Genomic DNA, 13,015 nt, shown 5'->3' on the forward strand with positions numbered 1-13,015 from the left:
GGCCACCGACAGCGCCGCCGCCGGCAGCGAGCAGGGCAAGGCCGGGCCCTACAAGCACCTGCTTACCGGCGTGTCCTACATGCTGCCGATGGTGGTCGCTGGCGGCCTGCTGATCGCCCTGTCGTTCGTCTTCGGCATCGAGGCGTTCAAGCAGGAAGGCACGCTGCCCGCGGCGCTGATGCAGATCGGTGGCGACGCGGCGTTCAAGCTGATGGTGCCGCTGTTGGCCGGTTACATCGCCTATTCGATTGCCGACCGTCCGGGCCTGGCACCGGGGATGATTGGCGGGCTGCTGGCGAGCACCCTCGGTGCGGGTTTTATTGGCGGCATCGTCGCCGGTTTTCTCGCCGGTTATTCGGCCAGGGCCATTGCCCGCTGGGTCAGGTTGCCGTCCAGCATCGAGGCGCTGAAGCCGATCCTGATCATCCCGCTGCTGGCCAGCCTGTTCACCGGCCTGGCGATGATCTACGTGGTCGGCAAACCGGTGGCCGGCATGCTCGCCGGGCTGACGGCGTTCCTTGACACCATGGGCACCTCCAACGCGGTGCTGCTTGGCCTGCTGCTCGGCGGGATGATGTGCGTCGACCTCGGCGGCCCGATCAACAAGGCGGCCTACGCGTTTTCGGTCGGCCTGCTGGCGTCGCAAAGCTATGCGCCGATGGCGGCGACCATGGCTGGCGGCATGGTGCCGCCGATCGGCATGGCCATCGCCACGCTGCTGGCGCGGCGCAAGTTCGCCCAGAGTGAGCGCGAGGCCGGCAAGGCCGCCGGCGTGCTCGGCATGTGCTTTATCTCCGAAGGGGCGATTCCGTTCGCCGCCAAGGACCCGCTGCGGGTGATCCCGGCCAGCGTCGCCGGCGGTGCGCTGACCGGAGCGCTGTCGATGGCGTTCGGCTGCAAGCTGATGGCGCCGCACGGCGGGCTGTTCGTCCTGCTGATCCCCAACGCGATCAACCACGCGCTGCTCTACCTGCTGGCGATCGTCGCCGGTAGCGTGCTCACCGGGGTGATCTACGCGCTGATCAAGCAGCCCGAACCGCAGGCGCTGGATGTTCAGGGCGAAGCGGCGTAGGGAAGGAAGAATGCCTTGCGCGCCGCCCGGTCGATCGTGATGGGGGCGCCAAGGCCGGAGGCGATCACGGTCGCATGAAGGCGTAGTCGCGTTCCTCGTCGAGGTTGTCGGCGAGAAACGTCAGCTCCTGCGCCAGGTCGGCGAGGCTGCGCGTCCGCTTGCTGCGCTCGACCACCGCGCTGAGCAGCGTGCGCAGCGCCATCGCCTCATCCAGGCCCGCCGTCCGGGCCAGCTCCAGTTCGCGTTCCAGGGCCTCTCGTGCCCATGCATATCCGCCCATGTCTTCTGCCTCTTGGAATGAGTGAGGGCTCATCTTCGAGGCCATCGGCTTCCGGCGGTTGATGTAGGTCAAACCGCTGCGCGGGATGCGACGGGTGAATCCTGGCCCATCAGCGGGGTCGCTCGTCGTCCTTCCACGGCGCCTGCAGGTATCGGCTGCGGTTGAAGGTTTCCAGCCACTCGGGGCAGAACACCACCAGCGCGGTGACCGCCGTTCCGTTGATGAACGCCTCGGGAAACATGATCAGCCACAGATAACCGGCGAAGTCGTCCAGCCAGGGCGGCATCGGGAACAGCCCGTCGATCCAGAGCACGCCGAGCGCGGCGAGCATGCACAGCAGCGCGGCCAGCGCCGCGGGAAAGAAGCCGGAGAAGAATATGTAGACGAACAGGTTGCGCGGCTGCGCGCGCTCCACGCGCAACGCGCAGAGCTCGGTGACCAGCACCGGTAGCGCCACCAGCAGGACGCCGTTCATGCCCAGCGCCGCCAGGTCCTGACGTCCCATCGCGACCAGCGCGAGCTGGGCGACCAGGCCGCAGAGCAGCGCCAGCGGCCAGTCCAGCAGCAGGGTCACCGCAGTCATGCCGAGAAAATGGAAGGACAGCCCGGAGTCGAAATCGCGCCGCACCAGCCAGAGCAGGAATAGCCCGAGCATGGTGCCAAACAGCAGGTGCTGGCGCCGGGCATCGCTGAACAGCTCCAGCCACGGCGCCCGCCCTATCGCCCAGGCGATGACCGGCGCGTAGATCGCCCATCCCAGCAATGCGCTTTCCGGCGACAGCAGCGCCGCGCTGATCATGGCGTGAGCCGCTGCAGCGCCGCGCTCAACTGCCCCGTGTCGGTGAACGACTGGCGACTCAGTATCCGCCGGCCATCGAGCTGCAACCAGAGCACGGCATCGGCCGCAGGCTCGTAGCGCGGGACGATGCGCGCCTCGCGGTCAAGCACCACGCGGTACGGGTAGTCGCGCATGGCCGGCACGGCGAACAGCTTCGCGACCAGCGAGGGCATGCGGCTGATATCGGCGAGGAACACCGCCCGGCGCTGCTCCAGGTAGCCCTTGGGTTTATCCACCAGCGCCGCTTCGACCAGCTTGGCGCCGGCCATGTCGCGGGCCACCAGCAGCACCCGCAGATCGTCGGAGAGGGTATAGGGCTGCTCGTACTGATCGAGCAGCGTCCAGGGCGCGAGTGGCTGCGTTTCCTCGGCGGCCTGCAGCAGGGCGGGAAAGAGTGCGGCGCAGAGCAGAATCCAGACTTTCATGAGTGATGTCCTTGCATGGAGTAAACCTCGATATCGTCGCGCCGTTCCCAGCCTTCCTGCGCCTGCCAGAACGCCAGCGCCTGGGGCGCATCACGCAGGACGAAGACATGGCTCTTGTGGATGCCCAGGCGCGCCAGGCGGGCGAGCGTCTCATCGAGCAGCGCTCTCGCCAGCCCGCGACCGCGGTACGCCTCGTCCACCACCAGGTGCTGGAGGTAGCCACGGCGGCCGTCGTGCCCGGCCATCAGGCAGGCCACCGGTCGCCCTTGCGCTTCGACCAGCAGACTCAGGCCGGGGTTGCGTGCAAGGTAATCGGTGAACGGTTGCAGCGCGTCCTCGGGGCGAATCCGAATGCCCGGCGTGCGCTGCCACAGCGAAAGCAGCGCCGGGTGATCGGAAGGGACGGCGGAACGAGGTTTCATGGGGACTTCAGGGTCTTTCGCCATGGTCGGGAGGGCGGCTCATCGGGTGGGCGTGGAGCGCCAGTTTACTGCGTTGGCGCGCGCGCCACTGCGACCACCGGCCGCTGCTTTTACCGGCGCAGTCGATTAGAGTCGCCTTCCTTCTGGCAGTCCCGTTGTCGCCATGCGTTCGTTGTTGCTGTGCTTCATGCTGTTGTCCGGCCTGTGCTCCACCCTTTCATCGATCGCCGCGGAAGGTCCTTACGGCAAGGTCCGCCTGGACGAGATCACCAGCATCTACGATGGCGATACCTTCCGCGCGACCATCCGTGACTGGCCTGCCGTGATCGGCCACCGGGTGCCGGTGCGCATCGCCGGCATCGATACCCCGGAGCTGCGCGACAAGCGTCCCGCCGTGCGCGCGCTGGCGCTCAGGGCCAAGCAGTTCAGCGTGCAAAGGCTGCGCGCGGCGCGCTACGTCGAGTTGCGCAACATCCGCCGCGACAAGTATTTCCGCCTGCTCGGCGATGTCTGGGTCGACGGCAGCGACCTGGGCGCGATGCTGATTCGCGCCGGCCTGGCGAAACCCTACGATGGCGGCACCAAGAGCGTCTGGTGACGCCCCTGACCCATGGAGTGCATGACGATGCGTGAACGCAGCCCGCTGCACACCCTGCTCGCCGCGGTTCCCCAGCAGGGGCGCGTGCGCTGGATCGGCGTGCGCCCGCTGTCGCGCGGCGAGGTTCTGCAGCCGGACGTCGTCGAGGCGCGGCGCGATGCCGGTCTGACCGGCGACCACGCCCGCCCGGGCCCGCGCAACGCGCGGCAGGTCACTTTCATCCAGTGGGAGCATCTGGCGGTGATCGCCAGCCTCATCGGGCGCGACATCGCGCCGGCCGAGCTTCGACGCAACATCGCGGTGAGCGGGATCAACCTGTTCAGCCTGAAGAACCGCCGCTTTCGCATCGGCGAAGCGGTTTTCGAAACCACCGGCTGGTGCCAGCCGTGTGCGCGTCTGGAGGAAAACCTCGGGCCCGGCACCTTTCAGGCCGTGCGTGGACACGGCGGCATCACCGCGCGGGTGTTGCACAGCGGCATCATTCGTCTGGGTGACACGCTGATCGTCGAGCCGTTGCAGGAAGCGCAGCTAGACTGAAGGCGAACCCGAGCGAGGCCGGCAGCATGTCCAAGCGATTGAGCGACGAAGACCAGCGCCGCGTAGACGAATACCTGAGCGCGCCGCAGCATCGCGTCGAGCGCAAGCCGTTCCGGCCGTGGTTGCTGCTGGCTGTGGTACTGATCAGCGTGATCGGCATGGGCCTGATCAGTCGCCTGCTCAGTCTGCTGGTGCTCTAGGAGGGGCGTTGCGAACGAACGCTGGGGTTGCCCGGTGTGGGCGTTTCATCGTTCGAGAGGTGCGGAGAAGAAAATGGTGGGTCGTGTAGGATTCGAACCTACGACCAATTGGTTAAAAGCCAACTGCTCTACCAACTGAGCTAACGACCCAAAAGGTGGTCGGGGTAGGGGGATTCGAACTCCCGACATCCTGCTCCCAAAGCAGGCGCGCTACCGGGCTGCGCTATACCCCGATCTGGAAGAAGTTGGCTCCGCGACCTGGACTCGAACCAGGGACCCAATGATTAACAGTCATTTGCTCTACCGACTGAGCTATCGCGGAACTACGAGCTTCCAATCTCTTTTACGGTGCCGGTGAACCGGAATCCCGTATCAGAGGCGCGCCATTTTACGTTTCCCGAAGCGCCTGTCAACCCTTAAAATTCTTCCTGAGACAATGTCTTGCAGTCGGCGGGGTGGCTGCTATATCTGTGCTGAAGATCACCGTGTGGAGTGCGCTCGTCAGTCGGGCACCGGCAACTTGATGATGGACGAACGCGACTCACCCCTGTCTCCCTCCGCCCACGGCACACTCGCCAGCCGCGTCATCCAGCCGCGTTTCAGCGAGCTGGTGCAGCGCTGTCGCAAACGGGTGATGAACGCCCTCGCCGAACACCTCACCGCGACCTTCGGGCAGGTCGACGACACCCTCTTCGAGTGCGCCGAGAAGGCGGAGAACAATCAGGTCCAGACGCTGTTCTTCGACAGCATGCGCGACATCCGCCGGTTGCGGCCGCTGGTCGAGCGGACCTATCACCAGCAGATCGCCCGGCAGTTCTCCGATTTCCTCCAGGGAAAACCGTCCGCCACGAACGACGACGCGCTCGAGGCCGACGACCTGCGTCTGGTGCAGAACGAGGATTACGAGGAGACCCTGCAGATCATCAACATGGTCAGCCGGGTGAAGGCCCGCTGCGCGCAGAGCCTGTTCGCGCTGGATCGTCGGCTGGCCCTGCTGAACAACGGCCGGAAGCTCGACGAGGACGGCAACCCCTTCGGTCCGCACGCCATCGCACAGGCGTTCCGCGAGGCCTTGCAGCCGACGCCGCTGCCGCTGCGGATACGGATCATCCTCTACATGCTCTTCGACCGGCACCTCATGCAGAACCTCGACGGTCTCTACGAGGCGCTCAATCGCGAGCTGATCGACGCCGGCATCCTGCCCAACATGAAATACCAGGCGCAGCCGCGGTTCGAGGCCACGCGCGGCGCACCCGCCGCCGGCGCGCCTTCCTTCGCCGGATCGCCGGATGCCCGCTCGGGCTATTCCGACGGCGACGATCCATCGGCCGAGCAGGCCGAGCGGCTGTTCGACGGGCTCACCCAGCTGTTCATCGCGCTGCGCAAGCGTGAGGGCACGACCCTGCTCGGCGGCAGGCGCAGCATCGTCAGTTACGCGCCGCCCACCGCCACGCGCACCTTCGAGGCGCGCGACCTGCTGGAGGCGCTGAACCAGTTGCAGAAGCAGGCCGCCGAGGATTTCGCCCGGCGCATGCAACGGCCGCAGCAGGTCGACGGCGTGAAAGCCGACCTGCACCGGCAGCTCGAGTCGCGCGGCGCTGCGGCGGACCCGCGGCGGATTTCCGACCAGGAAGCCGACGTGATCGATCTGGTCGGCATGCTCTTCGACTTCATCCTCGATGACGCCGACTTGCCGGATGCCTGCAAGACCGCGCTATCGCACCTGCATACGCCCTATCTGCGGGTGGCGATGCAGGACAAGGCGCTCTTCACCCAGTACAACCACCCGGCCCGTTTGCTGCTCAATGCCATGGCGCGCGCCGGAGTGCTGTACGACGCCGAGGGCGAGGAGCGCGAACTGCTGGCGAAGATCCATTGGGTGGTCGAGCGGGTGATCCAGGGCTTCACCGGCGATCTGGCGCTGTTCGAAACGCTGCTGGACGAGTTCAACGAGTTCGTCGCTACCCTCAGGCACCGCGTCGAACTGCGTGAAAAGCGCTCCATCGAGGCGGCCAAGGGCCGTGACCGCCTGCTCGATGCGCGGCAGAAGGCCGGCGCCGCGATCGCCGGGGCGCTGCACGGGCCGAGCCTGCCGAAGATGATCCAGGAGTTCCTCGAGCTGACCTGGACCGACGTGCTGGTGTTCGTACAGCTTCGTCATGGCGAGGGCAGCGCCGAATGGAACCGCTCGCTGGAACTGGCCGAGCAGCTGGCCTGGAGCGGCAGGCCGCAGGACGCCGCCGGCATCGACGCGTTGCACCGCCTGCGCGCCGGCATGCTCGACGAGGTGCGCAAGGGCCTCGAATTGCTCGGCGGCTATCACGAGGACGGCATCGCCCGGCTGTTGCGGGACATCGTCGCCAGCCAGGACGCCGTGCAGGCCAAGCGCCCCGAACGGGTGGAGCCTCTCGCGCCGTCGCTGATCGAAAGCCCGCTGGCGAACATGCTCGGCGAGGATGCGGTGTTGCTGGCGGACCGCCGCGCCGCCAGGCCGCCGCGCACGCAGCGCCTGGAAGCGCTGATCCGCCAGTTGCAAACGTTGGAGTTCGGCACCTGGTTCGACTTCGTCGAGGGCACGCAGCGGCGCCGGCTCAAGCTGTCCTGGTTCAGCCCGACGACGAACAACTACATGTTCGTCGACCAGTTGGGCCAGCGCGCCGCGATTCGGCCGCTGGAAGACCTCGCCGAGGAGATGAACCGCGGCCTGGCGCGCATCGTCATCGAGGAACGCAGCCTGCCCCTGGTGGATCGCGCGATGAACGCGATCTATCGCGCCCTGCAGCGTGTCAGCGGACGCTCCACCCACCCAGGAAACGACCATGGATAGCGAGCGTCGCCAGTACGATCGATACCGCCCCACACTCACCCTGGAAGTCTACGACCGTCACGGCGGCCAGCGCCTGGGACGCATCGTCGACCTGTCCCGCGATGGTTTCATGCTCGTCACCGAACAGCTGCTGGCCGTCGATTCCGTCTGGGAGTGCCGGCTGACGGCGGGCAGCGGCGAGGTCCGCGAGGTGAGCTTCGGCGCCGACTGCCTGTGGGCCCGGCCGGGCACCGACGAACACCACGGCTGGGCGGGGTTCCACATCATCGACATGGCCGAGGACCAGGCGGCGCGGCTGGAGCTTCTGCTGCAGGCGCTCTGAGCGAAAAAAACTCCCTCCCGGCAAGCGGAAGAGAGGTTTCGTACGGCCTGTGCCCGATCAGATAAAGACGATCTCGTCGTTGTCCAAGCGCGCCTTGACGGTATCGCCCGGTGCGAACTTGCCGGCAAGGATCTGCTGCGCCAGCGGGTTCTCGATCCAGCGCTGGATCGCGCGTTTTAGCGGACGTGCACCGTAGACCGGGTCGTAACCGACCGACACCAGCTTGTCCAGCGCCTCGTCGGTGAGCTCGAAGGTCAGGTCGCGCTCGGCCAGGCGCTGACGCAGCCGGCCCAGCTGGATCTCGGCGATGCCGGCGATCTGCTCGCGGCCCAGCGGCTCGAACACCACCACCTCGTCGATGCGGTTGACGAATTCCGGACGGAAGTGGTTGCCCACCGCGTCCATCACCGCCGCGCGCTGCGCCTCGCGGTCGCCGACCAGTTCCTGGATCTGCGCCGAACCGAGGTTCGAGGTCATCACGATCACCGTGTTCCGGAAATCCACCGTGCGCCCGTGGCTGTCGGTCAGGCGGCCGTCCTCGAGCACCTGCAGGAGGATGTTGAAGACGTCCGGATGGGCCTTCTCGACTTCGTCGAGCAGCAGCACGGAGTAGGGTTTGCGCCGTACCGCCTCGGTCAGGTAGCCGCCTTCCTCGTAGCCGACGTAGCCCGGAGGCGCGCCGATCAGCCGTGCCACGGAGTGTTTCTCCATGAACTCGGACATGTCGATGCGCACCATGGCGTCCTCGGTGTCGAAGAGGAACTCCGCCAGCGCCTTGCACAGCTCGGTCTTGCCGACCCCGGTCGGGCCGAGGAAGAGGAACGAGCCGCTCGGCCGGTTCGGGTCGGCGAGGCCGGCGCGCGAGCGGCGCACGGCGTTCGCCACCGCCACCACGGCTTCGTGCTGGCCGATCACGCGGGTGTGCAGCATGTCTTCCATGCGCAGCAGCTTGTCGCGCTCGCCTTCGAGCATCTTGCTCACCGGGATGCCGGTCCACTTGGAAACCACCTCGGCGATTTCCTCCTCGGTGACCTTGTTGCGCAACAGCTGGTTTTCCGACTTGCCGTGCTGGTCGACCATCTGCAGGCTGCGTTCCAGGTCCGGAATCACGCCGTACTGCAGTTCGGCCATGCGGTTGAGGTCGCCCTTGCGCCGCGCGGCCTCGAGTTCCTGCTTGGACTGCTCGATGCGTTGCTGGATCTGCGCCGAACCCTGCACCTCGGCCTTCTCCGACTTCCAGATTTCCTCGAGGTCGGCGTATTCCTTCTCCAGCTTGGCGATTTCTTCCTCGAGCTTGACGAAGCGCTTCTGGGTCGCCTCGTCCTCTTCCTTGCGCAGCGCCTGGCGCTCGATCTTCAACTGGATCAACCGGCGCTCGAGCTTGTCCAGCGCCTCGGGCTTGGAGTCGATCTCCATGCGGATGCGGCTGGCCGCTTCGTCGATCAGGTCGATGGCCTTGTCCGGCAACTGGCGGTCGGTGATATAGCGGTGGCTCAGCTTGGCCGCGGCGATGATCGCGCCGTCGCTGATGGTCACCCCGTGGTGCACCTCGTAGCGCTCCTTGAGGCCACGCAGGATGGCGATGGTGTCTTCCTCGCTGGGCTCGTCCACCTGGACCTTCTGGAAACGCCGCTCAAGCGCCGCATCCTTCTCGATGTACTGGCGGTACTCGTCCAGCGTGGTGGCGCCGACGCAGTGCAGCTCGCCGCGTGCGAGTGCCGGCTTGAGCATGTTGCCGGCGTCCATGGCGCCATCCGCCTTGCCGGCGCCGACCATGGTGTGCAGTTCGTCGATGAACAGGATCACCCGGCCTTCCTGCTTCGACAGCTCGTTGAGCAGCGACTTCAGGCGCTCCTCGAACTCGCCGCGGAACTTGGCGCCGGCGATCAGCGAACCCATGTCGAGGGACAGCAGGCGCTTGTCCTTCAGGCCGTCCGGCACTTCGCCGTTGACGATGCGCTGGGCCAGCCCTTCGGCGATGGCGGTCTTGCCGACGCCGGGCTCGCCGATCAGCACCGGGTTGTTCTTGGTGCGCCGCTGCAGGACCTGGATGGTCCGGCGGATTTCGTCGTCACGGCCGATCACCGGGTCGAGCTTGCCTTCCTCGGCACGCTTGGTCAGGTCGACGGTGTACTTGTCCAGCGCCTGGCGCGATTCCTCTGCGTTGGGGTCATTCACCGCCTCGCCTCCGCGCAGGTTGTTCACCGCGTTCTCGAGGGCCTTCTTCGACACGCCCTGGCCGAGCAGCAGTTTGCCCAGGCGGGTGTTGTCGTCCATCGCCGCGAGCAGCACCAGCTCGCTGGAGATGAACTGGTCGCCCTTCTGCTGGGCGAGGCGATCGGCCTGGTTGAGCAGGCGCGCCAGGTCCTGGGACAGGTTGACGTCGCCGGTGGGGTTCTGGATTTTCGGCAGCTGGTCCAGTTCCTTGGTCATCGCCTGCTTGAAGGCGTTGGTGTCGAAACCGACCTGGCGCAGCAGCGGCTTGATCGAGCCGCCCTGCTGGTCGAGCAGCGCCTGCATCAGGTGCAGGGGTTCGATGGCCGGATGGTCGAGGCCGACGGCGATGGACTGGGCGTCGGAAAGGGCAAGTTGCAGCTTGCTGGTCAAACGATCGATACGCATGGAATCACCTCGGTTGGCGCAGGCCGGTGCGACGAACTGCACCTCGAACGAAAACCTGCGGGATGCAGCTTAGATGAGGTCGAACGGCCGGGATTCAAGCGTGACGTGATTGACGCAGGTCAGCCGAAGGCTGGATGCGGCGAGGGACGCCGCTGGCGGGGCGATCCCCGCGTGCCGCACGCGGGGTCCTTGGCGGGTTTCAGTGATGTTCGCGGGTGGCGCGAAAGCGAATCTCCGGCCAGCGCTCTTCCATCAGGCTGAGGTTGACGCGGGTCGGCGCCAGGTAGGTGAGGTGGCCGCCACCGTCGATGGCGATGTTCTCGAAGGCCTTGACCTTGAAGTCCTCGAGCTTCTTCTTGTCGTCGCACTCGATCCAGCGCGCCGACCAGACGTTGATCGCCTCGTAGGCGCACTCGACCTTGTATTCGCCCTTGAGACGGCTGGCGACCACGTCGAACTGCAGCACACCGACCGCGCCGAGGATGATGTCGTTGCTGCGCTCGGGGAAGAACACCTGGGTGGCGCCTTCTTCGGCGAGTTCCTGCAGGCCCTGGCGCAATTGCTTGGATTTCAGCGGGTCCTTCAGGCGCACGCGGCGGAACAGTTCCGGGGCGAAGTGCGGGATGCCGGTGAAGCCCAGCGCTTCGCCTTCGCTGAAGGTGTCGCCGATCTGGATGGTGCCGTGGTTGTGCAGGCCGATGATGTCGCCGGCATAGGCTTCTTCGAGCATCTCGCGCTCGGAGGAGAAGAAGGTCAGCGCATCGGCGATCTTCAAATCCTTCTTGGTGCGCACGTGGCGCAGCTTCATGCCCTGCTCGTACTTGCCCGAGCAGATGCGCATGAAGGCGATGCGGTCGCGGTGCTTGGGGTCCATGTTCGCCTGGATCTTGAACACGAAGCCGCTGAATTTTTCCTCGGTTGGCTGCACCACGCGCTCGTGGGCGGCGCGCGGCAGCGGGCGCGGCGCCCAGTCGACCACCGCGTCGAGCACCTGATCGACGCCGAAGTTGCCCAGCGCGGTGCCGAAGAACACCGGGGTCAGCTTGCCGTCGAGGAATTCCTGCTGGTCGAATTCGTGGCAGGCACCCTGCACCAGTTCCAGCTGTTCGACGAAGCGTTCGTACTCGTCGCCCAGGTGCGCGCGGGCTTCGGCCGAATCGAGCTGTTCGATCACCTTGGTCTCGGTACGCTCGTGCCCGTGGCCCGGCGTATAGACGATGATGCGGTCTTCGGAGAGGTGGTAGACGCCCTTGAAGTCGCGGTACGAACCGATTGGCCAGGTGATGGGCGCGGCCTTGATCTTGAGGACCGCCTCGATCTCGTCGAGCAGTTCGATCGGGTCGCGGATGTCGCGGTCGAGCTTGTTGACGAAGCTGACGATGGGCGTGTCGCGCAGGCGGCAGACGTCCATCAGGGCGATGGTCCGCGGTTCGACGCCTTTACCGCCGTCGAGCACCATCAGCGCCGAGTCCACCGCGGTCAGGGTGCGGTAGGTGTCTTCGGAGAAGTCCTCGTGGCCGGGGGTGTCGAGCAGGTTGATCATGTGCTCGCGGTAGGGGAACTGCATCACCGAGGTGGTGATGGAGATGCCGCGCTGCTTCTCCATTTCCATCCAGTCGGAGGTCGCGTGGCGGTCGGACTTGCGCGATTTCACGGTGCCGGCCACGGCGATGGCCTTGCCCATCAGCAGGAGCTTCTCGGTAATGGTGGTCTTGCCGGCGTCCGGGTGGGAAATGATGGCGAACGTGCGGCGTTTGGCGACTTCGGCGGCCTGGGTGGTCATGCAAGAACCTGGGTGCGGAGCGATAAAAGAGGGCGCGAAGTATACAGGAGCGCGCCCCCCGGTTGTCGCCGGCCGCGACGAACATCCTGGCGCGACTGCCGGGGCGGCTACTGCGCCTCCAGCGCCGCCGCCAGGCTGAAACCGATCATCAGCGACCAGGGCATGCGCTCGACGCCGGTGGCGACCGGGGCGAACAGGCGCACGCGGTCGTTGCCTTCCAGATAGACGTGCGGCTTGCCGCTCTTCACCGCCTGGCGCGCCTCGGCGCTCAGGTCGTCGGCCGACTTGCCGAGGCGGGCGGCGTCCGGGTGGGTGACGTAGGACGCCGCGTTGGAGAGCAGCGCGAGGAAACCCACGCCAAGCGGTTTGCGCTGCGACAGGTCCTGCTGCAGCGCATCGAGGGAGAAGTCCGCGCCGAGCGTGCCGGCGAAACGCTCGCTGAACTTGAGCACCACCATCAGCGAGGTCATGCGTACCGTGCGGCCGTTCACCCGGTAATCGTAGGGCTCCATCATCACGTCCTGGCCGGTGCGCCGCGGCAGTTCGTACCAGTCGTTGAGCCCGGCACTGTCGTAGTCGGCCAGCGGTTCCAGACCGACGCTGCCCTGGCCGCGGTTCCAGTAGGGGATGAAGCGGCCGCTGGCGTCATGCCCCGGGGTGTTGGCGAACTCGGCGTCGCGGCCGTCGAGGGCGCCGGGCTCGATGCAGCAGGAATAGGCGAGCACGGCCCTGTCGGCGCGCAGGTAGGCGGCCATCACCGTGTTGATCGCCTGGCGCTCAGGGCCCTGGCGGGCATTCTTCAGGCTTTCGATGAAATGCTTGAGGCCGTACAGGGTCGCCTTCAGACCGGCGAAGCGCGTCTCCAGTCGCGCCGCTTCCTGCGCCGCCAGCAGTTGCGCGGTTTCCAGCAGTGACTCGCGCTCGGCCTTCTCCACGCCCTTCACGGCGTTGCCGGTTTCGTCGCTGATGGCCTTGACCATCGACGCGATGTCGCTGGTGGCGCTGGTGGTGCGCGAGGCCAGGGCGCGCACCTCGTCGGCGACCACGGCGAAGCCGCGTCCGGCGTCCCCGGCGCGCGCCGCCTCGATG

Annotated in this window: 12 protein-coding genes, 3 tRNA genes and 1 pseudogene; 6 read left to right on the forward strand and 10 right to left on the reverse strand. The window is 66.4% G+C overall.

Annotation, left to right across the window (positions count from 1 at the left end):
* Nucleotides 1–1,072 (forward strand): fructose-specific PTS transporter subunit EIIC (locus B2X67_RS18615; RefSeq protein ID WP_286786422.1); only part of this gene is annotated, 1,072 nt, incomplete at its 5' end.
* A gap of 64 nt (nt 1,073–1,136) precedes the next feature.
* Here the strand turns inward: B2X67_RS18615 and B2X67_RS18620 are convergent.
* The 4 genes from B2X67_RS18620 to B2X67_RS18635 all read right to left on the reverse strand — a co-directional run bounded on the left by B2X67_RS18620 (nt 1,137) and on the right by B2X67_RS18635 (nt 3,037).
* Nucleotides 1,137–1,352, reverse strand: a complete 216-nt coding sequence (locus B2X67_RS18620; RefSeq protein ID WP_090226327.1) for a hypothetical protein — start codon at nt 1,350–1,352, stop codon at nt 1,137–1,139.
* 109 nt (nt 1,353–1,461) lie between these two features.
* A complete protein-coding gene (locus tag B2X67_RS18625) occupies nt 1,462–2,151 on the reverse strand; it encodes an energy-coupling factor ABC transporter permease (RefSeq protein WP_282343186.1) in 690 nt (229 codons plus the stop codon).
* Nucleotides 2,148–2,615, reverse strand: a complete 468-nt coding sequence (locus tag B2X67_RS18630) for an FAD/FMN-containing dehydrogenase (protein ID WP_286786423.1) — start codon at nt 2,613–2,615, stop codon at nt 2,148–2,150. Before B2X67_RS18630 ends, B2X67_RS18625 begins: the two co-directional genes overlap by 4 nt.
* Nucleotides 2,612–3,037, reverse strand: coding sequence for a GNAT family N-acetyltransferase (locus B2X67_RS18635; protein ID WP_286786424.1), 426 nt, complete (start codon nt 3,035–3,037; stop codon nt 2,612–2,614). Before B2X67_RS18635 ends, B2X67_RS18630 begins: the two co-directional genes overlap by 4 nt.
* A 163-nt stretch (nt 3,038–3,200) precedes the next feature.
* On the opposite strand from B2X67_RS18635, the gene B2X67_RS18640 reads away from it, so the two are divergent.
* The 3 genes from B2X67_RS18640 to B2X67_RS18650 are packed head-to-tail and all read left to right on the forward strand — an operon-like array spanning nt 3,201 to nt 4,372.
* Entirely contained in the window at nt 3,201–3,635 is a 435-nt protein-coding gene (locus B2X67_RS18640; RefSeq protein ID WP_090226338.1) for a thermonuclease family protein, read from the forward strand.
* Between the two features lie 27 nt (nt 3,636–3,662).
* Nucleotides 3,663–4,172, forward strand: coding sequence for an MOSC domain-containing protein (locus B2X67_RS18645; protein ID WP_090227415.1), 510 nt, complete (start codon nt 3,663–3,665; stop codon nt 4,170–4,172).
* Nucleotides 4,173–4,198: 26 nt separating this feature from the next.
* Complete coding sequence (locus tag B2X67_RS18650) at nt 4,199–4,372, forward strand: DUF3094 family protein (protein ID WP_090226340.1); 174 nt, start codon at nt 4,199–4,201, stop codon at nt 4,370–4,372.
* A 74-nt stretch (nt 4,373–4,446) separates the two neighbouring features.
* On the opposite strand, the gene B2X67_RS18655 is transcribed toward B2X67_RS18650, so the two are convergent.
* From B2X67_RS18655 to B2X67_RS18665, 3 genes are all read right to left on the reverse strand, one after another.
* Nucleotides 4,447–4,522, reverse strand: a tRNA-Lys gene (locus B2X67_RS18655).
* A 6-nt stretch (nt 4,523–4,528) separates the two neighbouring features.
* Nucleotides 4,529–4,605 (reverse strand) — tRNA-Pro (locus B2X67_RS18660).
* A 13-nt stretch (nt 4,606–4,618) separates the two neighbouring features.
* Nucleotides 4,619–4,694: transfer RNA gene (locus B2X67_RS18665), tRNA-Asn, on the reverse strand.
* 204 nt (nt 4,695–4,898) lie between these two features.
* Between B2X67_RS18665 and B2X67_RS18670 the strand changes: the two genes are divergently transcribed.
* A complete protein-coding gene (locus tag B2X67_RS18670; RefSeq protein WP_286786428.1) occupies nt 4,899–7,199 on the forward strand; it encodes a DUF1631 domain-containing protein in 2,301 nt (766 codons plus the stop codon).
* Nucleotides 7,192–7,521 (forward strand): PilZ domain-containing protein, encoded by a 330-nt coding sequence (locus B2X67_RS18675; protein WP_286786425.1) that lies wholly within the window; start codon nt 7,192–7,194, stop codon nt 7,519–7,521. The genes B2X67_RS18670 and B2X67_RS18675 overlap by 8 nt, the downstream gene beginning before the upstream one ends.
* Nucleotides 7,522–7,578: 57 nt before the next feature.
* On the opposite strand, the gene clpB is transcribed toward B2X67_RS18675, so the two are convergent.
* The 3 genes and pseudogenes from clpB to B2X67_RS20940 form a co-directional block, all read right to left on the reverse strand.
* A complete protein-coding gene (gene clpB, locus B2X67_RS18680; RefSeq protein WP_286786426.1) occupies nt 7,579–10,143 on the reverse strand; it encodes an ATP-dependent chaperone ClpB in 2,565 nt (854 codons plus the stop codon).
* A 199-nt stretch (nt 10,144–10,342) separates the two neighbouring features.
* Entirely contained in the window at nt 10,343–11,926 is a 1,584-nt protein-coding gene (locus tag B2X67_RS18685) for a peptide chain release factor 3 (RefSeq protein WP_282343204.1), read from the reverse strand.
* 929 nt (nt 11,927–12,855) lie between these two features.
* A pseudogene (locus tag B2X67_RS20940) lies at nt 12,856–13,015 on the reverse strand (methyl-accepting chemotaxis protein); the annotation flags it as partial.

It is taken from the genome of Pseudomonas sp. UBA3153, assembly GCF_002364635.1.
GTDB lineage: Bacteria > Pseudomonadota > Gammaproteobacteria > Pseudomonadales > Pseudomonadaceae > Pseudomonas_O > Pseudomonas_O kuykendallii.